This window comes from Massilia sp. KIM (assembly GCF_002007115.1).
Classification (GTDB): Bacteria; Pseudomonadota; Gammaproteobacteria; order Burkholderiales; family Burkholderiaceae_D; genus Telluria.
Genome location: NZ_MVAD01000001.1, coordinates 1,358,356 through 1,382,370, shown reverse-complemented (window position 1 = coordinate 1,382,370; position 24,015 = coordinate 1,358,356). Strand labels below are relative to the sequence as shown.

Sequence of the window (24,015 nt, the reverse complement as noted above, 5' to 3'; positions counted from 1 at the left end):
CGATTGAGAATGCATTGCTGGTTGGAATGCATTAAACTTTTCGCCTTCTCAATACACATTTCCTTTTAGGAAACAGATGACACGCGCATGACCAACCCGCCGATTCCGGAGGACTTGCGGCGCTTCGTGCTGACGAGCATCCCCTCCGTACCCTTCCTGGAAGCGCTGCTGCTGCTGCGCGGCGCTCCCGGCGAACCCTGGCGCGGCGAGACGCTGGCGCGGCGGCTCTACATCAGCGACAAGGTGGCCCAGGGCCTGCTCGACGAGCTGTGCACGGCCGGCGTCGCGCGCCGCTGCGATCCGCCGCAGCAGGATGCCTACTGCTACGCGCCCGGCGAACTGCTGCGCGAGCGCATCGACCTCCTGGCCGAGTTCTACGCCCGGCACCTGGTCGAGATCACCAACCTGATCCATTCCACCCTCGACCGCAAGGCCCAGCGCTTCGCCAACGCCTTCCGGTTCCGAAAGGACGACTGACATGGGCGAACTCATCTATTCGCTGTGCATGCTCACCTCGCTGGCCTGTACCTGGCTGCTGTTTTCCAGCTACCGGCGCACCCGTTACCGCCTGCTGTTCTGGAGCGGCTCCTGCTTCGCCGTCATGACGGTCAACAACCTGTTCCTGCTGCTGGACAAGGTGATCTACCCCACGGTGGATTTCATGCCCCTGCGCCTGATCAGCGCCCTGGTGGCCTGCCTGCTCCTGCTGTACGGCCTGATCTACGAGAAGGAATGAGACGATGAACGAACTCCTGGCCGGCGCGATCGCGATGGCGCTCCTGACCATCGCCCTGTTCTTCGTGCGCTTCTGGCGCAGCTCGGGCGACCGCTTCTTCCTGTGGTTCGCCCTGTCCTTCGCGATCCAGGGCGCGCACCGGGTCTACGCCACCATCCGTGACCACGGCGGCGAGGACTCGCCGCTGCACTACCTGATCCGGCTGCTGGCCTATGGCCTGATCCTGTGGGCGATCCTGGAGAAGAACCTGCCGCGCAAGGAAGAACGCCGGTAGCGTGCGCCCGCCGTGGAAGGGCCTGGGCCATAATCGGTCAAGCCCAAACGACCCAGGAGAACACCATGACCGGCACCAACAAAGCAAGCCCGGCCGCCGGCGGCCAGGACCAGCGCTCAGAGAACCTGCTTCCCGGCGAAGGCGGCGCGGAGGACGGCCGCTTCGACGTCGCGGAAGAAGTCAGCCTCGACCAGCACTCCGACGAAGCGCGCCGGGTCGGCCAGATGCCTTCCAACGGCATTGCCGACGCCGTCCCCGACGCCCTCAAGACCCCGGTGCCCGCCCAGCCGGTCCCCGACAAGGAGGACTGAGCGCAAGCACCGGGCGCAAGGGCTGATCGGCGATCAGCCCATCGTGACGCCCATCAGGAGCCCGTCGATCGTATGGGCCTGCTGGATCGGCTCGAGCCGCTCGACCACGCGGCAATTCAGGTGGCGCGCCACGTCCGGCGCCAGGCTCTCGTAGAAGGCGCGCGAGACCTGCAGGTCGTGCTTCACCGCATTGGTGGCGTCGGGCGCGTCGGCCCCGAGCACCAGCACCGGGCGCGAACGGTTCGAGACGTTGGCGGTGCCGCGGTGGATGGTCAGCGCCGAACGGGCCGAGATGTCGCCCATGCGCGGCAGCTTTCGCTGGCGCTTTTCCTCGTAGCGGGCGTACAACTCCTTCGGCGGGAACATCGGGTCGCCTTGCCAGGTGTCCCACTGGGTGCCCGGTGCGATCTCGAAGGGTCCCATCTCCTCGTCCACGTCGACCGTGGTGATGTTGAAGGCGAGCGAACTGAGACGCCGGCCGGCCGTGGTCTCAGGCGGCGCCGCGAAGTCGCGGTGCCAGGGCTGGTGCATGGCGCCCGGGCCCGGGACGTCGAAGCCGATCTCGACGATCCGGTAGTCCGGCCCCAGCACGGCGCGGCAGACCGCCACCACCCAGGGGTGGCTCACCAGGTCGACGAAGCCGCTGATGCTTTCCGGGTGGACCTCGACGTAATAGCGGTTGGGGCCGCGCTCGAGCGCGCCGCCGGGGCGCTTGAGGGCGGCGTCGAACAGGCCGGCGATGTCGCTGCCCAGGCGCTCGACCCAGGCGCGCTCGAAGGCGCCGCGGCAGGCAATGATGCCGTCGCCATAGAGTCCGCGCATGATGTCGGCGACGTCGACTTGTTCAACGGTGGGTGCATCCATGATCTGATCTCCTCCTGGTGTGAGCGTTTTACCTGGAGCGCAATATAGCGCCGGCGTTTCCACATAGCGATGCCACACAGTCATGAATGGCGAAAATAAGACGTTGACAGCCAGAGGGGGCACGCATAGATTGTCACGGAGTCCACAAGTATGGCGCATTGGCAATCCTTGCGCGCCACGAAGTCATGAGCCTGTCCAGCCCGCGTCCAACCGTCCTCTTCGTCTGTAACCTGCCCGAGATCGATCCGGTGGTGGGCCAGGTGTCGGAGGAGCTCGGCCAGGCGGTCCTCCGCGTCGAGACCCTGGAAGCGGCGCTGGCCCAGGCGCGCGAGCACGATTTCGCGCTGATCCTGGCCGGCTGGTGCGGCGACAGCGCCCTGCTGCTCGAGACGGTGCGCCGCTTGCGCGCCGGGCGGCGCTCGATGCACACGCCGATCATCGCCCTCGGCCTGCCGCAGCCGGCCCTGATGTCCATCGAGGCCTTGTACGAGGCCGGCGCCATCGCCGTGCTGCATGCGCCGCTGTCGGCCGCCATCCTGCGCGCCAAGGCGCGTTTCTACATCGACGCCTTCCACAGCCTGACCGAGCGCCAGCGCGCCGAGAGCGCCCTGATGGACGCGCGCGCGCGCCTGGAGGCAACCATCTCGGCCGCCGAACTGGCCGTGTTCACCTGGGAGATCCGTAGCGACCGCGTGAGCGCCGACGCGCGCATGGCGACCCTGTTCGGCGTCGCCCCGCAGCGCGCCGACGGCGCCCCGATCGCCGCCTACCTGGCCGCCGTGCACCCGGACGACATGGCCACCGTCCAGGCCAACCTGGCCCAGGCCGCGGCAGGCCGCGCCTACCACGCCACCTTCCGCATCCGCCAGCCCGGGGGCGGCTGGCGCTGGGCGATCGCGCGCGGCCAGGTCGAGCGCGACCCGGGCGGCGATCCGGCGCGCCTGCGCGGTGTGGTGATCGACGCCACCCGCCAGTTCGAGGCCGAGCAGCAGCTGCGCCAGACCGAGGAGCGCTACCGCACCCTGTTCGACTCGATCGACGAGGGCTTGTGCGTGGCCGAGATCCTCTACGACAGCGCCGGCCAGCCCTGCGACTACCGCTTCCTCGAGGCCAATCCGGCCTTCACCAAGCACACCGGCCTGCACGACGTGGTCGGCCGCACCGCGCGCCAGTTGGTGCCGCGCCTCGAGCAACACTGGTTCGACACCTATGGGCGGGTCGCCGCGACCGGCGAGCCGGTGCGTTTCGTGAACGAGGTGGCCGAGCTGGGGCGTTGGTACGACGTGTACGCGGCGCGGGTCGACCCGCCCGAAGCGCGGCGCGTGGCGATCATGTTCACCGACATCACCGACCGCCGCCGCTCCGAGGAGGCGCTGCGCAAGATGGCGGCCGACCTGGCGGAAGCCAACCGGCTCAAGACCGAATTCCTGGCCACCCTGGCCCACGAGCTGCGCAATCCGCTGGCCCCGATCCGCAGCGGCCTGCAGCTGATCCGGCGCGCGCCGGACGACGCCCAGGCGGTGGCGCGGGTGCACGAGATCATGGAGCGTCAGCTCGGACACCTGGTGCACCTGGTCGACGACCTGCTGGACGTGGCCCGGATCACGCGCGGCCAGATCCAGCTCAAGCGCGAGCGCATCGACCTGGCCGCCGTGCTGCAGTCGGCGGTCGAGACCAGCATGCCCCAGATCGAGGCGGCGCGCCACCACCTCGACCTGCGCCTGCCGGGCGAGCCGCTGCTGCTGGAAGCCGACCCCACCCGCCTGACCCAGGTGGTCAGCAACCTGCTCAACAACGCCGCCCGCTACACGCCGCGCGGCGGCAAGATCGTGCTGGCGGCGGAGCGCGACGGCGCCCAGGCGGTGATCGCCGTATCGGACAACGGCATCGGCATCCCGCCGGACAAGCTGGAGGACGTGTTCCAGATGTTCACCCAGGTCGGCCAGGGCCAGCACCCGGGTGGCGGGGCTGGCGGGCTGGGGATCGGGCTGTCGCTGGTGCGCAGCCTGGTCGAACTGCACGGCGGCAGCGTCACGGCGGCCAGCGCCGGCACCAAGGCCGGCAGCGTGTTCACCGTGCGCCTGCCGATCGGCGCGGCAGGCACGGCGCCGGAGGCGCCCGCTGCGCCGGCCGACGCCGCCGCGGTGGAAGGACGCGGCCTCACCGTGCTGGTGGTGGACGACAACCGCGACGCCGCCGAGACCCTGTCCGCCCTGCTCAACCTGCTGGGCCACAGCGCGCCGGTGGCCAACGACGGCCACCAGGCCCTGCGCATGCTGCCGGGACTACAGCCCCAGGTGGTGTTCCTCGACCTCGGCATGCCTGGCCTGTCGGGCTACGAGGTGGCGGCCGCGATCCGCGCCGACCCGCGCTACGCGGGACTCAAACTGGTGGCGCTCACCGGCTGGGGCGCCGAAGCCGACCGCACACGCACGGCGCAGGCCGGGTTCGACATGCACCTGACCAAGCCCGCGACCCTGGACGCGATCCAGGAAGTGCTGGCGCGGGTGTAGGGGCCCGTCCGGCGCAAGGAAGTCGCGCCGCCCGGACTGCCGGCATTCAGCGCTACCAGGCGATCCCCATCAGCACCTCGCCCATGCGCGGCCAGCACAGGGCGCGCAAGTCCTTGCGCGCCGCCCAGCGGTAGCCATCCATTTCCGGCGTCGGCGCGCCGGTCGCGTGGTGCGGAAAGAAGCTGGTGCAGTGCAGCCGCTCCAGGCTGTCGAGCCCGGGTCCGCTCTCCACCATGAACAGGTGCAGCCGCTTGTCGCGCCGGTAGTCGAAGGGGCCGAGGTCGCGGAAGGCGCCGGCGGCGAATTCCAGCCCCGCTTCCTCACGCAGTTCGCGCATGGCCGCTTCCAGCTCGGTCTCGCCGGGATCGCGCAAGCCCTTCGGGATGTCCCACTTCGGGGTGTCGGTCACGTGGCATAGCAGCAGCTCGCCGCGCGGGTTGACGACCAGGGTACCGCATGAAACCGAGAATTTGCCCATTCCGAAAAGCCTGCACGATGGAAAAGTTCAATGTATCGGCGGTATAAGGCGACTGTCAATTGTGCGCGCCCGGATGCCGCCGGCCCCCACACTGGAGGCTTGTCCGGTTTGCTTGCAAGAGGAGTCTCGCATGGATTTGGTGTTTGCAGGAAATGCTGTGGAAGACTGGCTGATCGCCTTGGGAGTCGCGATCGGGAGCACGGCGGCGATGATGTTCATCCGCGCCTTCGCGCTGCGCCGGATGCACGCGCTGTCGCAGCGCACCGCCACCCGGCTCGACGACTTCGTCACCAAGATGCTGGCCAAGACCTACCTGGTGTTCCTGCTGGCGATCGGCGTCTACCTGGGCAGCCTGTTCGTGGTGCTGCCGGACCGCTACAGCCTGGTGATTTCGCGGGTGGCCGTGGGCGCCCTGCTGCTGCAGCTCGGGATCTGGGGCGACACCGGGGTGCGCGCCTGGCGCTCCCAGCTCCTGACCCAGGGCGACGGCGCCCGCAAGGCCTCGGCCACCATCCTCTTCTTCATGTTGCGCCTGCTGGTGTGGACGGTCGCCTTCCTGATGTTGCTGGATAATTTCGGCTTCAACATCACCACCCTGGTGGCCAGCCTGGGGATCGGCGGCATCGCGGTCGCGCTGGCGACCCAGAACATCCTGGGCGACCTGTTCGCCTCGCTCTCGATCATGCTCGACAAACCCTTCGAGATCGGCGACTTCATCATCGTCGGCGACGCCCTTGGGGCGGTCGAGTACATCGGCCTGAAGACCACCCGCCTGCGCGGCCTGGGCGGCGAGCAGATCGTGTTCTCGAACGGCGACCTGCTCAAGAGCCGCATCCACAACCACAAGCGCATGCAGTCGCGGCGCGTGGCCTTCGTGCTGCGCGTGGCCTACGGCACCAGCGACCAGAAGCTGGCCCTGATCCCCCAGCTGGTGCGCGAGATCGTCTCGGCACGCAGCGACGTCGACTTCGAGCGCACCCACTTCTTCCGCTACGGCGAATGGTCGCTGGACTACGAGATCGTGTACCACTTCAAGAGCCCGGACTACATCCTGCACATGGACGCCCAGCAGGCCATCCTGCTCGAGATCTACCGAGCTTTCGAGCGCGAGCGCATCCAGTTCGCCCACCCGCTGTCGGTGGTCCGGGTGGCCGAGCCGAGCGACCCGGCCGGCGGCTGGCTGCCCCATTCGATGCCGCAGGCGAGCCACCTGCGGCATTGAACCGGTGACGTCCGGGCGAAGCGCCAGTCGCTGGAGGCCGGGGCTGTGCCGACGTCGGGCCGGAGCCAAGGTGAACCTATCGCCTCTATGTCGGTGTTGAAGCTCGTCGCTTCGCATTCGAGCCGGAGTCCGCCTACAAGACCGGTCTGAACGGTCCTATTGCAGTCCGGTCGAAGCACGCCTACCATGAACTCATGCCATCGTCACCGGAAGCGGGACGAGTGCGCAGTGTTCCCCTACTCGCATGGGGACAGCCGGACCGGGAGCGGCGACCCATTGATGGGTTGGCGCCTCCGGTCTTTTTTCCTTGCGTGGGGGGCCGCCGTGATCGGCCTTCTGGCCGCCAAAAGCAAAGGGCCCCCTCGCGGGGGCCCGTGTTCACACACGCGGCACGGGCTCGCGCCCGGCGCCGCGTCGCAGGCGGATCAAGCCGTTTTCGCGACCGGCAGCGGCGTCGCCTTGGCGGCCACCAGCTCCGGATTGAAGCCGCTCAGGCGCAGCGCCCTGTGCCCCGGCTGCACGTTCTCGATCAGCTCGTGCATGCGCGCCGCGGTCTTGTCCCAGGAGGTGCCGGCCACGACTTCCCGCATGCGGGTGCGCATCTTCTCGCGTTCGGCATCCGTCAGCGCCAGCATGCGCTCGCAGGCCGCGATGTAGTCGTCGGCGCCTTCCGCGATCGCCACCACGTCGCCGTAGGGCACCTTGACGTCGGTGATCGGGGTCGAAACCGAAGGCAGCTCGGCCGCCATGTACTCCAGCACCTTGGTCGGGCTGATGAACTTCGTCGACTCGTTGAGCGCGAAAGGCAGCAGGCAGACGTCCCAGCCGGCCAGGAACTTCGGCAGGTCCGGATAGTTGCGCTGGCCCATGTAGTGGATGTTCGGCGCCACCGGCAGGTGGGCCGGATCGATCTTCACGACCGGACCGACCAGCACGATCTGCCATTCCGGGTGGGCGGCGGCCATCGCGCGCACCAGTTCGGTGTCGAAGCGCTCGTCGATCACGCCGTAGAAGCCGAGGCGCGGATGCGGGACGTGTTCCTGGTCCGGGTGCGACAGCGAACGGTCCTGGGCCTGGCGGAAGTGCTTGGCGTCGACGCTGCTCGAGAAGCAATGGGCGTTGTCGTGGCGCTCGCGCTTGGACTGGTACAGGCTGGGGCCGCCGGTGAAGCACAGGTCGGCGATGTTCAGCAGCGCGTTCTCGCGCTGCAGCAGCTGCTTCGGCGCATTGCGGAAGGCGGCCAGTTCGTCCATGCAGTCGTAGACCACCTTGGACGGGTGCAGGCCCTGCAGCAGCGGCAGCGCCATCGGGGTGTAGAACCAGACGATCGGGTCTTCGTCATCCGCGACCAGGTCGCCCAGCAGGGTTTGCAGGGTCGGGATCTGGTCGTCGTGGAAACCAGGGGATCGGATCGCGGTATGCGGGCGGCACACCGTAATGTTCGGCGCGACGGCCGTCTTCTGCAGGTGTGCCTCACCCTCGCTGTATACCGGTTCCTCGATGAACAGGATTTGGTAGTGTTCCGCCAGACGGGTCATCAGGTGTTGGGGGCGCTGGAAGACGAAGTCCCAGCGCAGGTGGCAAAACACGATCAGGGTCGGCATGTTGATTTCCTCTCGCCTTGCTGGCGCTATAGTTGTTGGCAAAAATACCGGGCCGGTTCTCTCTCTCCTCGCGGTGCGACAGCGGCTGAACCAAGGCCTGACCCCTCAATCGTAACATGCAAATTTTCTAATGTTTTCATTTATGCATTGCAACATTGCCAACAGGAATTGTGTTTTGCGCGCTTTTTCCTTCTCTCCCCTAGGGGGAACAATTGCTGAGTGGACTCATGTAGGGGGCCTCCTACACCTACACAGGAAAATCCACTACGGGTGACGGTAAAACTTTTGATTGTGCAGCGCATCGAAAACCGTGGAAGTCACGGTTTTCCTGGGCTTTGGGGAAGATATTTGCATGCGGCGCCCGGCCCGCGCGGAACATCGGCGGGCGGCGGGCGCGTGGCGCGCCTGAATGGATCAGGCAGGCTGGTAGGGCTCGGCGCCTTCGGCGTGACCGTCCTGGCTGAAGCCGGTCGCCACCGAGACGCCTTCCAGTCCGATGGACAGTAGTGCATCGCACAAATCGTCGACCTCCGCCCCCAGGTCGGCGGCCAGGTCGACCGCCTTCTCGACGCTGCCCCAGGGCAGGCCGCCGTCCAGGGCGTAGAGGTTGGCGCGCAGCACGATGTGCTCGCCCATGTCGAGCGGCGCCACGGCCGCGTGCACCTGGTCGGGCTCGAGCTCCTTGGCCGCCAGGGTACGGCGCACCTCGGACAGCAGTCCCAGCAGGGACAGCTCGGCCACGCCCTGCTCCTTGGCGCCGTAGAACAGGTCCTGGTAGAGGAAGTCCACGCTCAGGCGCTCCGGATCGAGCGCCAGGCAGCGCCGCACCAGGGGCGCCACGTCGACCGTCCAGTCGCGGTAGCGCTCCAGGCGGCGCGCGAAGTAGGCGTCGCTGCCGGCTTCGTCCTTCGGCACCCGGTAGAAGGGGTCGTCGGCACGCTTGAGCGAGAAGCCGAGCAGGAAGCGCAGCTCCATCGCCGTCTCGTCCGGCGCCACCGGCTCGCCGGTCCAGCCCCGGATGCTGGCCTCGATGGTCGGCGCCGGCTGCAGCTTCTTCTCCAGCAGCGAGGCGGCCGCCTCGCGCAGCATCTCGTGCAGGGTCGAGTAGGCGATGTGGTCGACCTCGGCCAGGTCGTAGGCGTGCTGGATCAGCACCACCTTGGCGCCCTTGCTGTCCAACCCCGCGGCCTGGAAGCTGGTGGCCAGGGCGGCGAAGGCCTCCTCGTCCCGGAAGCTCTCCTGCGCCACCAGTCCGCCGGTGCTGCGCACGAACAGCGGCACCAGGAAGGCGTCGATCTCGTACTCGGGACCGTCCTCGCGCTTGAAGCGCCAGGTCGCCGCCTCCTCCTCGATCCGGCCGCGCAGCAGGCGGCAGGCCAGCGGATCGGTGTAGCGCGCCAGCTCGATCGCCTCGTACAGCACCGCGTCGCGCTTCTTGCGCACGGCCTTGCGCACCGCCGCCGTCAGCGCTTCCTCGCGCTCGTCGTCGGCGTCGAAGCCTGGCGCGTCCTCTCGTTCGGCGATCTCGAGGGCGAGGTCGGCCAGCTCCTTGGCCTGGGCCGCCGTGTCCGGCTCCCTCACGTTGTTCGACTTGCGGGGCACGGGACGCTTGTTCTTGGGCATGGTGTACTGCGTAAGTTAATGAAGGCGCCATGGTAGCAGCTCACACGGCGCAGGGGCGCAGCGGCCGGCGCGCCGGGCGCCGCGACGGTCCCCGTCCGGGGTGTTATGCTTCGGGCAAAAGCCAACAAGGGCGGCCCGCACCCCGGCGCCGCCCCTCTTTACGGGGAAACCTTACATGCTCGAACGACTCTTCAAGCTCAGGGAAAACGGCACCGACGTGCGCACCGAGCTGCTCGCCGGCCTCACCACTTTCCTGACCATGGTGTACATCATCTTCGTCAACCCGTCCATCCTCGGGGATGCCGGGATGCCGAAGGAAGCCGTGTTCGTCGCCACCTGCCTGGTGGCGGCCCTCGGCACCGCGGTCATGGGCCTGTACGCCAACTACCCGATCGCGATGGCTCCGGGCATGGGGCTGAACGCCTATTTCGCCTACGCCGTGGTGCTGGGCATGGGCATCGCCTGGCCGGTGGCCCTGGGGGCGGTGTTCATCTCGGGCTGCCTGTTCATCCTGGTGACCTTGCTGGGCCTGCGCGGCATGATCGTGGACGGCATCCCGCGCTCGATGCGGGTGGCGATCACGGTCGGCCTGGGCATGTTCCTGGCCCTGATCGCCCTCAAGAACGCCGGCATCGTGGTGCCCAACGAAGCCACCCTGGTCAAGGCCGGCGACCTGCACAAGCCCGAGGCCCTGATGGCAATCGCCGGCTTCTTCGTCATCGTCGCCCTCGACCGCCTCAAGGTGCGCGGCGCGATCCTGATCGGCATCGTGCTGGTCACGGTGCTGAGCTTCATCTTCGGCGGCAATACCTACCAGGGCGTGTTCTCGGCCCCGCCCTCGATCGCGCCGACCCTGTTCAAGCTCGACGTCGCCGGCGCGCTCTCCGTGGGCATCCTGAACGTGGTCCTGGTGTTCTTCCTGGTCGAGCTGTTCGACGCCACCGGCACCCTGATGGGCGTGGCGCGCCGCGCCGGCCTGCTGGTCGAGGGCAAGATGCACCGCCTGAACAAGGCCCTGCTGGCCGACAGCGGCGCGATCGTTGCCGGCAGCGTGCTGGGCACCTCGAGCACCACCGCCTACCTGGAAAGCGCCTCCGGCGTGCAGGCCGGCGGACGCACCGGCCTGACCGCGCTGACGGTGGCGGTGCTGTTCCTGGCCTGCCTGTTCATCGCGCCGCTGGCGGGCGTGGTGCCTGCCTACGCCACCGCCCCCGCCCTGCTGTTCGTGGCCTGCCTGATGCTGGCCGACCTCGGCGACGTCGAATGGGGCGACAGCACCGAGAGCATCCCGGCCGCCGTCACCGCGCTGGTCATGCCCTTCACCTTCTCGATCGCGGAAGGGATCGCCTTCGGCTTCATCAGCTACGCGGTGCTCAAGCTCCTGACCGGCCGCGCGCGCGAGGTGCGCCCGGTGGTGTGGGTGATCGCCGCCCTGTTCACCTTCAAGATTGCCTACGTCGGCACCTAGGAGTCGCAGCGGCGGAAGGGTTCGCGCCGGAAGCGCAGACAAGCAATCGGGGGCATGCAGCGCTACTGCTTTCCCCGCGCTTGGGACCCGACTTCGCCCTGTCGCGCAGGCTCCCTGACGCATCGGCAGGCATTACACGCGGATCTGCACCGATGTGTCGTCATCATGCTCAAAAGCATGTCGTGCGCGAAGTTCTGCGTTACAATGTCGCGCAAGCCGCCGCTGCCCGGCGCAGCGGCCTCCGTCCACGATGGCGCGCTGCGCGCGCATGCTGCCTTCGACCTGCCGATGAAATCACTGCCGATCCTCGTCCTCGCCCTGTGCGCCTCCGGCGCGGCCCTCGCCGCTCCCGACCTGCCCGACGTCGTCAACGTCCATGCGCCCTTGACCGTGGTGCGCCCCACCGCGATTCCCGAAGGCGGCTGGTTCACCTCGGCCGAGCTGGGCGCGATTTCCACGTCCGGCAACACCACCGGCACCTCGGTGACCGGCAAGATCGACGCCCGCCACGAGACCGCGCGCTGGAGCCACGAGTTCATGCTCAGCGGTTTCTTCAAGGAAGACGAGTACGAGAACGAGAACGGCGAGAAGGAAACCACCCGCTCGGCCGAGCGCTACGCGGTCTCGGCCAAGGCCTCGCGCAAGCTCAACGATCCGGGCCGCCGCGCCTTCGTGCTCGGCACCCATGTCAACGACCGCTTCGGCGCCTATACCCGCTACTCGACCATCGGCGTCGGCCATGGCCGCCGCGTGGTCGACATGACGGACAAGACCCTGGACGTGGAAGTCGGTCCCGGCTATTTCGCCGGCGAGCGCGCCACCGGCGAGGACGAGAACGGCTTCACCGTGCGCGGCGCGGCCCAGTTCCGCTGGAGGGTCAGCCCCTCGGCCGCCTTCGCCCAGACCGTCAGCGTGGAGAAAGGCACCTCGAACACCCGCTCGATCGCCGAGACCTCGCTCAGCACCAAGATCAACAGCACCATGCAGATGAAGGCCGGCTTCAGCGTGCGCAACGACACCAATGCCCCCGACGACAAGAAGAACACCGACACCCAGACCTCGCTGACGATGGTCTATTCCTTCTGATCGGGGCGCCAGCCCAGCTCTTCCACGGCGGCGTCGCCGCCCACCGCCACGAAACCCAGGCCCGCGTACAGGCGGCGCGCCGCGGCATTGTCGCGCCGCACCCGCAGCGTCAGCGCGAGGCCGGCGGCGCGCGCCTCGTCCTGCAGGGCCAGCAAAAGCGCGCGCGCGTGCCCGCGCCGCCGCGCGGGCGCGGCGATCGACAGGTCGACCACGCGCAGCCCCCCGGCGTTCGCGTCCAGCACCAGGCGGCCGACCGGCCGCCCTTCCCCTTCCACGATCCACTCCCGGGCCAGCGGGTAGTCGCGCGCATAGGCTTCGCGCTGCAGCATCCGCTGGTGGCGCGCGATCCCCTCGATCACGCCGCGCGGCACCGGCAGCGCGCCCAGGTCCGGACGGGCGTCCAGGTAGAGCGCCTCCAGGAAATCCGCGTCGCCGGCGGTGGGCGCGCGCGCCGACAGCGGACCGAAGCGGCGCGCGGACTGGCTCAATGGGGGGCGGCCTGGGCCGGCCCCACCGGCCGCATGCCGCCGGCCAGCACCAGGGCGAACAGGCTGAGCAAGGCGGCCGCCGTCAGGTAGTAGCCCACGTAGTCGAGCCCGTAGTTGGTGGCCAGCCAGGTGGCCACGTAGGGCGCCAGCGAGGCGCCCAGGATGCCGGCGAAGTTGAAGGTCAGCGAGGAGCCGGTATAGCGCACCTCTGGCGGGAACAGCTCGGCGAGCAGGGTCCCCAGCGGTCCGTAGGTGAAACCGGTCAGGCACATGCCGATCACCATGAACAGCCCGACCTCGGTGACGCCGCCGGAGCCGAACAGCGGCCCGTAGAGCAGACCGAAGACGGCGATCGCGCCGCTCACCAGCATCATCGCGATGCGCCGCCCGTGGCGGTCGGCCAGCAGGGCCGAGGGCGGAATGGTGAGCGCGAAGAACAGCACCGCGAACAGCTGCATCAGCAGGAATTGCTGGCGCGAGAAGCCCAGCTTGGCGGTGCCCCAGCTGAGGGCGAACACGGTCATCAGGTAGAACACCACGAAGGTCGCCAGCGCGATCAGGGTGCCCAGCACCAGGGCCCGCCCGTGGTGCGCGAACACCGTCAGGACCGGCACCTTGACCCGCTCGTTACGGTCGAGCACCTTCTGGAAGTCCGGGGTCTCGGTGATACGCAGGCGCACCCACAGGCCGACCGCGACCAGCAGCGCGCTGGCCAGGAAGGGAATGCGCCAGCCCCAGTCGAAGAAGGCGGCGTCGCTCATCACTTCGCCCAGCAGCAGGAAGGTGGCGCCGGAAAGGAAGAAGCCGATCGGCGCCCCGAGCTGGGGGAACATGCCATACCAGGCGCGCTTGCCCGGCGGCGCGTTCTCGGTGGCCAGCAGCACTGCCCCGCCCCACTCGCCGCCCAGGCCCAGCCCCTGGCCGAAGCGGCACAGCGCCAGCAGCACCGGCGCGGCGGTGCCGATGCTGGCGTAGGTCGGCAGCAGGCCGATCAGGACGGTGGACAGGCCCATGGTGAGCAGGGCCGCCACCAGGGTGGCCTTGCGCCCGATGCGGTCGCCGAAGTGACCGAACACGGCCGAGCCCACCGGGCGCGCGAAGAAGGCGATGGCGAAGGTGGCGAGCGACTGCAGGGTGGCCGCCGCCGGATCGGCTGCGGGGAAGAACAGGCGCGGGAAAACCAGCACCGCGGCGGTGGCGTAGATGTAGAAGTCGTAGAACTCGATGGTGGTCCCGATCAGGCTGGCGAACAGCACGGTGCGGGGCTTGTTGGCCGGCTGGCTTGGCGCCGCCCCGCTCATGCGGCGCCCGCCTGGGCCAGGGCCATGCGGACCTCGTCGGCGCTGTCGGGGCGGGTCACGCGCGCGACTTCCTGTCCATCCTTGAGCACCACCACGGTCGGCCACAGCTTGATGCGGAACGAGCGGCCCAGCTTGCGGCCCGGGCCGTCCTCGACCTTGATGTGGCGCGCCGAGGGATAGTCGGCCAGGGCCTGCTCGATGGCCGGCTCGGCGGCGCGGCAATAGCCGCACCAGTTGGCGCCGAAGTCCAGGGCGACCAGGCCGGGCATGGCGTCGATGCTGTTGCGCTCGGGCTGGGCGGTCTCGTAGGGTGCTGCCATGGTGTCTCCTTGTTCCAGGTTGCCGATACCATAAGCCTAACCCAAAACCGCCCTCCGTACGAGCGTGGGTCTCAGGCCGGCCGGGAGCGCGGCCGGCGCACCAGGAACAGCGCTGCCAGGCTGAGCAGCGCGGCGCCGCTCAGGTAATAGCCGACGTAGGCCAGGCCGTGGCGGGTCGCCAGCCAGGTCGCGACATAGGGCGCCAGCGAGGCGCCCAGGATGCCAGCGAAGTTGAAGCACAGCGAGGCGCCGGTGTAGCGCACCTCGGCCGGGAACAGCTCGGCCAGCTGGGTGCCCAGGGGGCCGTAGGCGAAACCCGTGATGAACATGCCCAGCGCCAGGGTGAGCGCGAGGGCGGCCATGTCGCCGCCGCCGAACAGGCGGCCATAGAACAGCCCGAAGACGGCGATCACCGCGTTCACGGCCATCATCGCGCTGCGCCGCCCGAAGCGGTCGGCCAGCAGGGCCGAGGGCGGGATCATCAGGGCGAACAGGATGATGGCGGCCAGCTGCACTCTCAGGAATTCCTGGCGTGCGAAGCCGAGCTGCGTCGTGCCCCAGCTCAGGGCGAACACGGTCATCAGGTAGAACAGGACGTAGCCGCCGATCCCGACCAGGGTCCCGAGCACGAGGGAGCGCAGGTGGCGCGAGAACACGGTGGCCACCGGCAGGCGCACCCTGCCCTTGCGTTCCAGGAGCTTCTGGAAATCCGGAGTCTCGGTGATCTTCAGGCGCACATACAGGCCCACCGCCACCAGCAGCGCGCTGGCCAGGAAGGGAATGCGCCAGCCCCAGCCGAAGAAGTCTTCGTCGCTCATCAGCTCGCCCAGCAGCAGGAAAGTCGCGCCCGAGAGGAAGAAGCCGATCGGCGCCCCGAGCTGGGGGAACATGCCGTACCAGGCGCGCTTGCCCGGCGGCGCGTTCTCGGTGGCCAGCAACACCGCCCCGCCCCACTCGCCGCCCAGGCCCAGGCCCTGGCCGAAGCGGCACAGCGCCAGCAGCAGCGGCGCGGCGGCGCCGATGCTGGCGTAGGTGGGCAGCAGGCCGATCAGGACGGTGGACAGGCCCATGGTCAGCAGGGCCGCCACCAGGGTGGCCTTGCGCCCGATGCGGTCGCCGAAGTGGCCGAACACGGCCGAGCCCACCGGGCGCGCGAAGAAGGCGATCGCGAAGGTGGCGAGCGACTGCAGGGTGGCCGCCGCCGGGTCGGCTGCGGCGAAGAACAGGCGCGGGAAGACCAGCACCGCGGCGGTGGCGTAGATGTAGAAGTCGTAGAACTCGATGGTGGTGCCGATCAGGCTGGCGAACAGGACGGTGCGCGGCCGGTTGGCGGCGCCGGCCGCGGGCGCCGGGGGCTGGGAGGGCGTTGGGATGCTGGTGCTGCTCAAATCCATGAAGTCTCCAGGAATACGGTGCGTTGTGCGGCCCGGCCCGCCACGCAGGCCAGGACCGTGCAGTTACGCCCCCGGCCCGGGAATGGATGCGGCAGCGCGGCCATATTCTAGCGCCGCCGAGGCGGTCCAAGGCTGCGCCTGGGTGAAGCAGCGTACGGAAGACCCCGGCTATGGGTGGCACCCTGGGCCCAACATCGTTGAAAAGGAGGCAAGCATGGCCGACGATCTGAAGAACAACGGTCCCCAGGACCGTTCGCGTATCAATGTCAACGAAGAGTGGGAAGTGCGTCACTGGACCGAAGCGCTCGGCGTCAGCCGCGAAGAGCTGGAGCGCGCGGTGCGCCAGGTCGGCACCAGCGTGAGCGCCGTTCGCGAGCACCTGGGCCGCTGAGCCCATCCCTCGTCACGGGCGCCACGCCCGTGAGCAATTCCTGGCGGCGGCCGGGTGCAGCCCGCCGTCCGCCAGTCCCAGCATCCCAGCGGACCGTTCCGCCGGCGGCATAGGCTGCGCCGGCGCGGTTCCCATTTCCGAAAGGAGCCCGGTTTGGATATCCACGGCTTTGTCAGCTCCCTGGCCATCTCGCCCACCAATGCGCTGTTCGCGCTGGCGGCGACGGTGCTCAGCTTTTTCCTGATGCATGGCGCGCTGGTGCTGTTCCGCCGGCGCCTGGGCAAGCTCAGCGAGGAGCACGCCCACCGGCCGGTGGCCGAAGTGCTGTCCAAGACCCTGGCGCGCACCTCGACCCTGGCCATCCTGGTCACCGCGATCCTGATCGGGCTGTCCGTGCTGGACCTGCCCGAGCCCTGGAACACCCGCCTCGGCCATCTCTGGTTCTTCACCCTCGGCGCCCAGGTCGCGCTCTACCTGCACCGCGCGGTGCAGGTCGCGGCCCGGCGCTACTTCCTGACCCACGCGCGCGGTCCGAATGCCGAGCAGATCACGGTGGCGCACACCCTCGTGATCTGGGTGCTGCAGACCAGCATCTGGGCGGTCTTCGTGCTGGCCATGCTGGCCAATCTCGGCATCAACGTCACCACCTTCGTCGCCAGCCTGGGCATCGGCGGCATCGCCATCGCCCTGGCGGTGCAGAACATCCTGGGCGACCTGTTCGCCTCGCTCTCGATCGCGGTCGACAAGCCCTTCGAAGTGGGCGACTCCATCAGCGTGAACAATGTCAGCGGGACGGTCGAGCATGTCGGCCTGAAGACGACGCGCATCCGGGCCATCGGCGGCGAGCAGATCGTGATGGCCAATGCCGAGCTGCTGCGCAATACCGTGTTCAACTTCCGCCGCATGGTGACGCGCCGCATCCAGTTCGCGCTGCGCGTGAGCCCGGCGACCCCGCCCGAGCTGGCCGCGCGCGTGCCGCCAGCCCTGCGCGCCCTGGTGGAGAAGCATGATAAGGTCCGCTTCGACCGTGCCCATCTCAGGACCGTCGACCAGAACTGGCTCGAGTACGAGGTGGTGTACATCATGCTCGACACCGACTACAACCTGTACCTGGACACCCAGCAGGCGATCAACCTCGACGCCATGCGCCTGTTCGAGGAGCTCGGCATCTCGACCGCCCCGCGGCCCCAGCACCTGCTGCTGCAGGAACTCCAGGAGCAGCCGGCGCCAGGCGCGCGCCCGGCCGAGGTCCAGCCGGCGGCCAGCAGGCGCTACCTCAAGCAGTGAGCCCGCAACCCACACGGAGAAGACCAGATGAACCAGCCCAAGCAGCAGCAGGAACCGCCCGGCCTCGAACGCGCCCTCGACCCGCCCGCCGACCATGGCGAAACCAGCTACCGCGGCTGCGGGCGGCTGGAGGGCAAGAAGACCGTCATCACGGGCGGCGACAGCGGCATCGGGCGCGCAGTGGCCCTGGCCTATGCGCGCGAAGGGGCCGACGTCCTGATTGCCTACCTCAACGAGCACGAGGACGCGCGCGAGACCGCGCGCCTGGTCGAGGAAGCGGGACGCAAGGCGGTGCTGGTGGCCGGCGACCTCGCCGACCCCGCCCATTGCCGCGCCATCGTCGACAAGGCGGTGGCCGAGTTCGGCCGCATCGACGTGCTGGTGAACAACGCGGCCTTCCAGATGAGCCACGACACGCTGGAGGAGATACCGGACGAGGAATGGGACTACACCTTCAAGGTCAACATCACGGCCATGTTCCACCTCTGCAAGGCAGCGGTGAAGCACATGCAGGCCGGCTCCGCCATCATCAACACCACCTCGATCAACTCGGACAACCCCAAGCCCACGCTGCTGGCCTACGCCACGACCAAGGGCGCGATCGCCAACTTCACGGCGGGCCTGGCCCAGCTGCTGGCGGAAAAGGGCATCCGGGTGAACTCGGTGGCGCCGGGGCCGATCTGGACGCCGTTGATCCCCTCGACCATGCCGCCGGACCAGGTGGAAAGCTTCGGCCAGCAGGTGCCGATGAAGCGCCCCGGCCAGCCGAAGGAAGTCGCGCCCGTTTACGTGATGCTGGCTTCGGACGAAGCCAGCTACATCTCCGGCGCCCGCATCGCGGTGACAGGCGGCACGCCGATCCTCTAGGCTGCAAGCCCTGCTTTACTGGCGCGCCGCCGAGCCCGAGGCGCCGCCCGAGGTCGAGCCCGAGGTCGAGCCCGAGGTCGAGCCGGATGCCGAGCCGTTCGCGCTAAGCGAGACCTTACCGTCGAGCGAAGCGGCGCGCTCGCGCACCGCGCCTGCTGCGCCGCGCGCCGTGCCGGTGGCCGCGCCGGCGGTCTCGACGCCGCGTTCGCGCGCCGCGTTCGCCGCGCCACGCGCGCTGCCGGCCGCTGCGGCGGCGGTCTCGGCGCCGCGCTCACGCGCCGCGCTCGCCGCACCACGCGCGGTGCCGGCTGCCGAGGCGGCAGTGTCGACACCGCGCTCACGCGCTGCGCTCGCTGCGCCACGCGCCGTGCCGGCTGCCGAGGCGGCAGTGTCGACACCGCGATCGCGCGCCGCACCTGCACGCTCGCGCAACTGGCCGGCCGTTCCGGCGGCGCTGGCCCCCACCGCCGTCAGTGCGCCGCGGCCGTCGGCCTGGGCCGAGCCATCGGCACGGCCTTCGCCGGACGCGGAGGCGGAGGCGCCGCCGTTGCCGGCCTCGAGGGAAAGGCTGCGCTCGCCGCGGGCGCTGCCGGAAAGCTCGCCGCCGAGAGCGCCGGTCAGCGAGGCAGGCGCCGGGCGGCTGGTTCCAGTGCTGGTGCTGGTGCCGGTGCCGGTGCCGGTGGTGCTGGAGCCAGACTCGGCATTGCTGGACGCGGTGTCGCGCGCCTGGCTGGCCTGGCCCGTCACGCGGCCGCCGAGCTCCGAGACGCCACGGGCGCTGCCGGCCAGGTCGCGTTCGATGCGTCCCTGGGCGCGGCCTTCGCCGCGCAGGCTGCCCATCGCGTCCATCGAGCCCATGCGTCCCATGCTGCCGGCGCCGCCGATCATGCCGCCGACGGATCCGCCCAGCGAGCCGCCGAGCCCGCCGCCGCCGCCGAGCAGTTGGGCGTGGGCCGAAGCGGACAGGCCGAGGGCGAGGACGATGGCGACGTTGCGGGCGATGGTGGTGGTGTTCATGTTTGTTCTCCTGGTGGTTGGCGCGGACCATTCCGCTGCCCTTACAAGGAAAACGAAGCGCTCAGCCGTTTTCTTCCATCCCAATTGCAACAAATTGCAACAGGGCGCTAGCGCAGCCTTGCGGGGTCGACCCGCAGCCTGGCGCCGACGATGCCGAAGCCGGTCGCCGGATCGCGCACCGGGTTGGCGCCGCCGGCTTCGCGCGCCAGTTGTTCGATCGCGCGCGCGGCTCCCGCCTTGTCGGGTCGCGGCAGCGAAACCGACAGCCGCGCCGCCACGATCGGCGCCGCGAACGAGGTGCCGCGCACCTGGCGGTAGGGAGGCGCGCCGGCCGCGGCGCTGACCATCTGGCTGCCGGGGGCCGCGAACATCACCTGGGGCCCGCGCGCCGCTTCCGGCAAGGGCTGGCCGCGCCGGTCCACCCCGGTCACTCCGACCACGCCCGGATAGCTGGCCGGATACAGCGGCGGCGCGTTGGGTCCGTCGTTGCCGACGGCCGCCACCAGCAGGTGGCCGCGCGCCTGCATGCCCGCCACCGCCCGCCCCAGCAGGGCGTTGGGCGGACCGACCAGGCTCAGATTGATCACGCCGACCCCCTGCTGCGCCAGCCAGCCGAGGGCGGCGGCGATACGGTCGGCGGCGCCGCCGGCCGGACTGTCGCAATAGACGTCGGCGGCGTACAGGCTCGCGCCGGGCGCCGCGCCGCGCAGGTGTTCCGAGCGGCCGACCATCAGGGCCGCCACCGCCGTGCCGTGGGCCGAGGGCAGCGCCCGGCCGTCGCAGCCCCAGCGCCGGACGTCCACGCCCTCGAACACCTCGTGCCCGGCCTCGACGCCGCTGTCGACCAGTCCCACCCGCTGTGCCCCGGCGCCCGGCGGCAGCGCCTCCGTCGCCTGGCCGCTGCCGGTGTAAACGTGATTGAAGTCATAGCTGCCCTCGGGGTCGATGGCGCGCAAGCGTTCGAGCAGGCCGGCGCTGCTCATCCCCGGCGGGACCCGCCACGCCACCACCCGCTCATCCAGGCCGGGCAGGCGCTCGTCGCGCACCATCGTGGCCCCGAGGCTGGCGGCCAGTTCCAGGGCCTTGGCATGGGGCGACCAGGCCAGGACCTCGCCCTTGACCACGGGCTCGCCGCGCGGGTCGGCCTCCAGCACGCCGGGATGGCGGCGCAGCAGGGAGCGCACCGTCTCCAGGCGCAGGCTGCCGAGTTCCGGCAAGGGCGTCCGGTCCAGCAAGCCCTGGGCCGGGCGGCGCAAGCCGTCCAGGTCGAGCGGGCCCACGCCGCGCGGCAGCGGCAACTGCGGCAATTGCGGCAAACTCAGTTGGGCCTGGGCCGGCAAGCTGCCGCACAACAGCAAGGTCAGCGCCACAAGCCTCTTCTTTACGTACGGTAACTTCATGCCAGGATCATATATGATTGCGTCCGATACTGGATAAACGAACGGGACAGGGAAGAAAATCCCCGCGCCGCTCGTTCTCCTCATATGGACCACCTATGCTCGCCAACGATATTGCCGCCCTGCTGCCCCGCATGCGCCGCTTCGCGCGCGCACTCACCTATCACCGCGAGGACGCGGACGACCTGGTACAGATCGCGATGGAGCGCGCGCTCGCCCGCAGCGAACAATGGGAGCCGGGCACCCGACTGGACAGCTGGCTGTTCCGGATCATCCGCAACGCCTGGATCGACGAGGTCCGCAGCCGCGCCCGGCGCGACGAACTGTTCGCGCCCGAGGAGGAAGGCGAGCACGTCGGCGACGAGCGCGCCGGGGCCCACCAGCAGCAGCTCGCGATCCGCAAGGCGATCAGCCTGCTGTCCGAGGAGCACCGGCTGGTGGTCGGCCTGGTGCTGGTCGACGGCCTGCCCTACAAGGAGGCCGCCGAGGTGCTCGAGATCCCGGTCGGCACCCTCACCAGCCGGCTCGCGCGCGCCCGCGAGGCCCTGCAACAGCTATTGAGCGACGACACTGCGAGGACACGATGAGTTTTTCCGATGAAATCCTGATGGCCTACGCGGACGGCGAACTCGCGCCGGCCGAGCGCGCGGCGGTCGAGCAGGCCATGCGCGAGGACCCCGAGGTGGCCGCCGCCGTCGCGCGCCACCGCGCCCTGCGCCAGGACATCGCCGACGCCTTCGCCGGGGTGCTCGACGAACCGGTGCCCGAGCGCCTGCGTCCCGCGCCGCCCTCGGCGCGCGTGCTGCCCCTGCGTGGCGCCCGTGCGCGCCAGGTCCAAGAGGCGCCGAAGCCGCGGCCCCGCTGGTCCTGGCCCGAGTGGGGGGCGCTGGCCGCCACCCTGGTGGTCGGCATCCTGCTCGGCAAGGCCGGGCCCGGCGCCGACCTCCCAAGCATCGCCGGCGAAGACGGCCGCCTGAGCGCGCATGGCGAACTGGCCGCCGCCCTCGACCGCCAGACCGGCGCCGAAGCGAGCGGCGGCGTGCGCGTCGCCCTCAGCTTCGCCAGCCGCGACGGCGCGTATTGCCGCGGTTTCGTCGTCGGCCAGTCGGCCGGACTGGCCTGCCGCGAGGGCGAGGTCTGGCGCATCCCGGTGCTGGCCGAGGCCAGCGCGCAGCCGGAGGGCGGCTATCGCCAGGCCGGCAGCGCGCTGCCGCCCGCGGTGCTAGACGCGATCGACGCGCGCATCGCCGGCGCGCCCCTCGACCCCGCCGCCGAGGAAGCGGCGCGCGCCCGGGGCTGGCGTCCGGAAGCGGTGACAAAGCGCTAATCCATCCTGGGTGAAAACGTTAAATTTACGATAAATATCCGCCAAGAAAATTCCTGTTGCCAGTACAATGGCCGATGCCGGCGACAGAACCGGCGCTGCGACGTACCTGGGACGACGACGGATGAAAACACGCACTTACCTGCTCCTGATGGCGGCCGCCATCCTGCTTCCAGTGGCGCTCGCCTTCTGGATCGGGCTGTCCATGCTGCTGGAGTGGGAGCGCGAGTCGCGCATCAACAGCGTGCGCGAGATGGCGCGCGCCAAGTCCTTCCAGATCGACCGTGAAATCGCCGCCGCCGAAGCCTCGCTGCGCGGCATGGCCCAATCCGAGAGCCTGCGCACCAGCGATTTCGCGCGCATGCACCGCTGGGCCAGCGCGATCAATGCCTCCCATCCCTGGTCCTGGACCATGCTCGCCGACCAGGACGGGCGCGCCCTGTTCAATACCCTGGTGCCTTTCGGCGCCCCTCTCCCGGCCGCGCCCGGCAAGTGGGCCCAGGGGGTCACGCCGGCGAGCGGCACCCGCGTGTCTGGTTACTTCATCGGCACCCTGGCCCAGCGCCCGACCGTCTCGGTCGACGTGGCCGCGCCGGTCACGCCCGGCAAGCACTACATCATCAGCCAGATCTTCGACGTGCGCTACTTCGAGCGCATCCTGAACCACGACAACATGGGTCCGGACTGGGTGGTCGGCATCTTCGACGCCGCCGGCACCACCATTGTGCGCAACCGCCACGCCCATAGCACGGTGGGCAAGCCGATGCGGCCCGACTTCCTGGCCGCCACCCGCGCCAGCAACAGCGGCGTGTTCCGCCACACCACCCACGACGGCGCCGAGGTCTACGGCGTGTTCACACGCTCCAGGAGCAGCAACTGGACCGTGGTGATCGGCGTCCCGGTGGCCCAGATCGAGGCCGCCGCCCGCACCGCGACCCTGTACGCCGCGATGGCCCTGATGCTGCTGATGGGCCTTGCCCTTGCGGTGGCGATTTTCCTCGGCAACAAGCTTGAAACGGCGCTGCGCGACGCCGCGGCGGCCGCCCGTTCGCTCGGACGGCGCGCCCTGCCGCGCCCGGAGCCGACCCGGGTCGAGGAAGTCGACGCCCTGCTCACCGGCCTGCACCACACCAGCGAGGCCCTGGCCCACGAAAGCGCGGTGCGCCAGGCCCTGCAGGAAGAACGCGAGCAATTGCTGCTGAGCGAACAGCATGCGCGCCGCATGGCCGAGGGCCAGAGCCGGGCCAAGGACAACTTCCTTGCCATGCTGGGCCACGAGCTGCGCAATCCGCTGGCTGCGATCGCGGGCGCGATGGCGGTGCTGGAAATGCCGGCGCTCAAGCCCGAGATCGCCCACAATGCGCGCGAGATCAGCCGGCGCCAGATGCGCCACCTGACCCGCATCGTCGACGACCTGCTCGACGTGCAGCGCATCCTGTCCGGCAAGATCGTGCTCCAGCACGCAAGGGTGGACCTGGCCGACGTGCTGCGCGGCTGCTGCGAGGCCAAAAAGCTGGTCGACGCCGGCAATCACCACTGGACGGTGGAGGTCGAGGAAGCATGGATCGACGGCGACCGCACCCGCATCGAGCAGATCGTCGACAACCTGCTCCACAACGCCATCAAGTACACCCCGGCCGGCGGCCACATCACGGTACGCGGGCGCAGCCAGGATGGGCGCGCCCTGGTCGAGGTCAGCGATACCGGCGTGGGCATCGCGCCCGAGCTGCTGCCGGTGATCTTCGACGTGCTGGTGCAGGGGCCGACCAGCATCGACCGCGCCCAGGGTGGCCTGGGGCTGGGCCTGGCCCTTGTAAAGCAACTTGCGGCCCTGCACGGCGGCGCGGTGCAGGTGGAAAGCGCCGGCCACGGACAGGGAAGTCGGTTCACGGTGAGCTTCCCCCTCGCCGGCGCCCTCGACGCCGGCGCCGCCAAGGGCACGGACGCCGAGCCGGCTGCGAACGCCGCTTGACCCCGCATCCCCGGGCCAGACCCGGGGCAGACTAGGAATCCGGACGAACGCCCCTATCTGTTCAGGATCGCTCCCTCA

24 protein-coding genes are annotated in these 24,015 nt (G+C 69.5%); 14 read left to right on the top strand and 10 right to left on the bottom strand.

The features are described from left to right. Positions 1-87: 87 nt before the first annotated feature. The 4 genes from B0920_RS05965 to B0920_RS05950 all read left to right on the top strand — a co-directional run bounded on the left by B0920_RS05965 (position 88) and on the right by B0920_RS05950 (position 1,321). Positions 88-477: a hypothetical protein gene (locus tag B0920_RS05965; protein WP_078031628.1), complete on the top strand. Its 390-nt coding sequence runs from the start codon at positions 88-90 to the stop codon at positions 475-477. A 1-nt stretch (position 478) separates the two neighbouring features. Next, complete coding sequence (locus B0920_RS05960) at positions 479-736, top strand: DUF5985 family protein (protein ID WP_078031627.1); 258 nt, start codon at positions 479-481, stop codon at positions 734-736. 4 nt (positions 737-740) lie between these two features. Next, positions 741-1,010, top strand: coding sequence for a DUF5985 family protein (locus tag B0920_RS05955; protein ID WP_078031626.1), 270 nt, complete (start codon positions 741-743; stop codon positions 1,008-1,010). 65 nt (positions 1,011-1,075) lie between these two features. Then, the gene (locus B0920_RS05950; protein WP_078031625.1) at positions 1,076-1,321 is read left to right on the top strand and encodes a hypothetical protein; all 246 of its coding nucleotides are present in this window, start codon (positions 1,076-1,078) and stop codon (positions 1,319-1,321) included. Positions 1,322-1,354: 33 nt separating this feature from the next. Here the strand turns inward: B0920_RS05950 and B0920_RS05945 are convergent, their stop codons facing one another. Continuing rightward, complete coding sequence (locus B0920_RS05945) at positions 1,355-2,185, bottom strand: phytanoyl-CoA dioxygenase family protein (protein WP_078031624.1); 831 nt, start codon at positions 2,183-2,185, stop codon at positions 1,355-1,357. A gap of 185 nt (positions 2,186-2,370) precedes the next feature. Here B0920_RS05945 and B0920_RS05940 point away from each other — a divergent pair, with 185 nt between their 5' ends. Further along, positions 2,371-4,698: an ATP-binding protein gene (locus B0920_RS05940; protein WP_078031623.1), complete on the top strand. Its 2,328-nt coding sequence runs from the start codon at positions 2,371-2,373 to the stop codon at positions 4,696-4,698. Between the two features lie 52 nt (positions 4,699-4,750). On the opposite strand, the gene B0920_RS05935 is transcribed toward B0920_RS05940, so the two are convergent. Continuing rightward, entirely contained in the window at positions 4,751-5,176 is a 426-nt protein-coding gene (locus B0920_RS05935) for an NUDIX hydrolase (protein WP_078033306.1), read from the bottom strand. A gap of 130 nt (positions 5,177-5,306) precedes the next feature. Between B0920_RS05935 and B0920_RS05930 the strand changes: the two genes are divergently transcribed. Beyond that, on the top strand, positions 5,307-6,398 hold the full coding sequence (locus B0920_RS05930) for a mechanosensitive ion channel family protein (RefSeq protein WP_179119101.1): 1,092 nt from the start codon (positions 5,307-5,309) through the stop codon (positions 6,396-6,398). Positions 6,399-6,823: 425 nt separating this feature from the next. On the opposite strand, the gene B0920_RS05925 is transcribed toward B0920_RS05930, so the two are convergent. Together B0920_RS05925 and B0920_RS05920 are read right to left on the bottom strand one after the other, a co-directional pair. Continuing rightward, positions 6,824-8,002 carry a glycosyltransferase family 1 protein gene (locus tag B0920_RS05925; RefSeq protein WP_078031621.1) on the bottom strand — a complete coding sequence of 393 codons (1,179 nt, stop codon included), beginning with the start codon at positions 8,000-8,002 and terminating at the stop codon, positions 6,824-6,826. Positions 8,003-8,416: 414 nt separating this feature from the next. Then, positions 8,417-9,625: a hypothetical protein gene (locus B0920_RS05920; protein ID WP_078031620.1), complete on the bottom strand. Its 1,209-nt coding sequence runs from the start codon at positions 9,623-9,625 to the stop codon at positions 8,417-8,419. Between the two features lie 175 nt (positions 9,626-9,800). Between B0920_RS05920 and B0920_RS05915 the strand changes: the two genes are divergently transcribed. Next, positions 9,801-11,093: an NCS2 family permease gene (locus tag B0920_RS05915; RefSeq protein ID WP_078031619.1), complete on the top strand. Its 1,293-nt coding sequence runs from the start codon at positions 9,801-9,803 to the stop codon at positions 11,091-11,093. 204 nt (positions 11,094-11,297) lie between these two features. After that, positions 11,298-12,179: a YdiY family protein gene (locus tag B0920_RS05910; protein WP_229455212.1), complete on the top strand. Its 882-nt coding sequence runs from the start codon at positions 11,298-11,300 to the stop codon at positions 12,177-12,179. Here the strand turns inward: B0920_RS05910 and B0920_RS05905 are convergent. The 4 genes from B0920_RS05905 to B0920_RS05890 form a co-directional block, all read right to left on the bottom strand. Further along, positions 12,167-12,667, bottom strand: a complete 501-nt coding sequence (locus B0920_RS05905) for an N-acetyltransferase (protein WP_078031618.1) — start codon at positions 12,665-12,667, stop codon at positions 12,167-12,169. The genes B0920_RS05910 and B0920_RS05905 overlap by 13 nt on opposite strands. Further along, complete coding sequence (locus B0920_RS05900) at positions 12,664-13,968, bottom strand: MFS transporter (RefSeq protein WP_078031617.1); 1,305 nt, start codon at positions 13,966-13,968, stop codon at positions 12,664-12,666. The genes B0920_RS05905 and B0920_RS05900 overlap by 4 nt, the downstream gene beginning before the upstream one ends. After that, on the bottom strand, positions 13,965-14,288 hold the full coding sequence (locus tag B0920_RS05895) for a thioredoxin family protein (protein WP_078031616.1): 324 nt from the start codon (positions 14,286-14,288) through the stop codon (positions 13,965-13,967). The genes B0920_RS05900 and B0920_RS05895 overlap by 4 nt, the downstream gene beginning before the upstream one ends. A 71-nt stretch (positions 14,289-14,359) precedes the next feature. Continuing rightward, positions 14,360-15,682 (bottom strand): MFS transporter, encoded by a 1,323-nt coding sequence (locus B0920_RS05890; RefSeq protein ID WP_078031615.1) that lies wholly within the window; start codon positions 15,680-15,682, stop codon positions 14,360-14,362. Between the two features lie 214 nt (positions 15,683-15,896). Between B0920_RS05890 and B0920_RS05885 the strand changes: the two genes are divergently transcribed. The 3 genes from B0920_RS05885 to B0920_RS05875 all read left to right on the top strand — a co-directional run bounded on the left by B0920_RS05885 (position 15,897) and on the right by B0920_RS05875 (position 18,227). Beyond that, complete coding sequence (locus B0920_RS05885) at positions 15,897-16,073, top strand: DUF3606 domain-containing protein (RefSeq protein WP_078031614.1); 177 nt, start codon at positions 15,897-15,899, stop codon at positions 16,071-16,073. 153 nt (positions 16,074-16,226) lie between these two features. Beyond that, positions 16,227-17,360 carry a mechanosensitive ion channel family protein gene (locus B0920_RS05880; RefSeq protein WP_078031613.1) on the top strand — a complete coding sequence of 378 codons (1,134 nt, stop codon included), beginning with the start codon at positions 16,227-16,229 and terminating at the stop codon, positions 17,358-17,360. Between the two features lie 27 nt (positions 17,361-17,387). Then, entirely contained in the window at positions 17,388-18,227 is an 840-nt protein-coding gene (locus tag B0920_RS05875; protein ID WP_078031612.1) for a glucose 1-dehydrogenase, read from the top strand. 15 nt (positions 18,228-18,242) lie between these two features. Here B0920_RS05875 and B0920_RS25495 read toward each other — a convergent pair whose 3' ends face one another. Both B0920_RS25495 and B0920_RS05865 read right to left on the bottom strand, forming a co-directional pair. Further along, the gene (locus B0920_RS25495) at positions 18,243-19,244 is read right to left on the bottom strand and encodes a hypothetical protein (RefSeq protein WP_143745662.1); all 1,002 of its coding nucleotides are present in this window, start codon (positions 19,242-19,244) and stop codon (positions 18,243-18,245) included. A gap of 107 nt (positions 19,245-19,351) precedes the next feature. Further along, on the bottom strand, positions 19,352-20,614 hold the full coding sequence (locus B0920_RS05865) for a S8 family serine peptidase (protein WP_229455205.1): 1,263 nt from the start codon (positions 20,612-20,614) through the stop codon (positions 19,352-19,354). Positions 20,615-20,739: 125 nt separating this feature from the next. On the opposite strand from B0920_RS05865, the gene B0920_RS05860 reads away from it, so the two are divergent. From B0920_RS05860 to B0920_RS05850, 3 genes are all read left to right on the top strand, one after another. Further along, positions 20,740-21,228, top strand: coding sequence for an RNA polymerase sigma factor (locus B0920_RS05860; protein WP_078031610.1), 489 nt, complete (start codon positions 20,740-20,742; stop codon positions 21,226-21,228). After that, positions 21,225-21,968 (top strand): anti-sigma factor, encoded by a 744-nt coding sequence (locus B0920_RS05855; RefSeq protein WP_143745660.1) that lies wholly within the window; start codon positions 21,225-21,227, stop codon positions 21,966-21,968. The genes B0920_RS05860 and B0920_RS05855 overlap by 4 nt, the downstream gene beginning before the upstream one ends. 121 nt (positions 21,969-22,089) lie before the next feature. Continuing rightward, on the top strand, positions 22,090-23,937 hold the full coding sequence (locus B0920_RS05850; protein WP_143745659.1) for an ATP-binding protein: 1,848 nt from the start codon (positions 22,090-22,092) through the stop codon (positions 23,935-23,937). Positions 23,938-24,015: the final 78 nt, after the last annotated feature.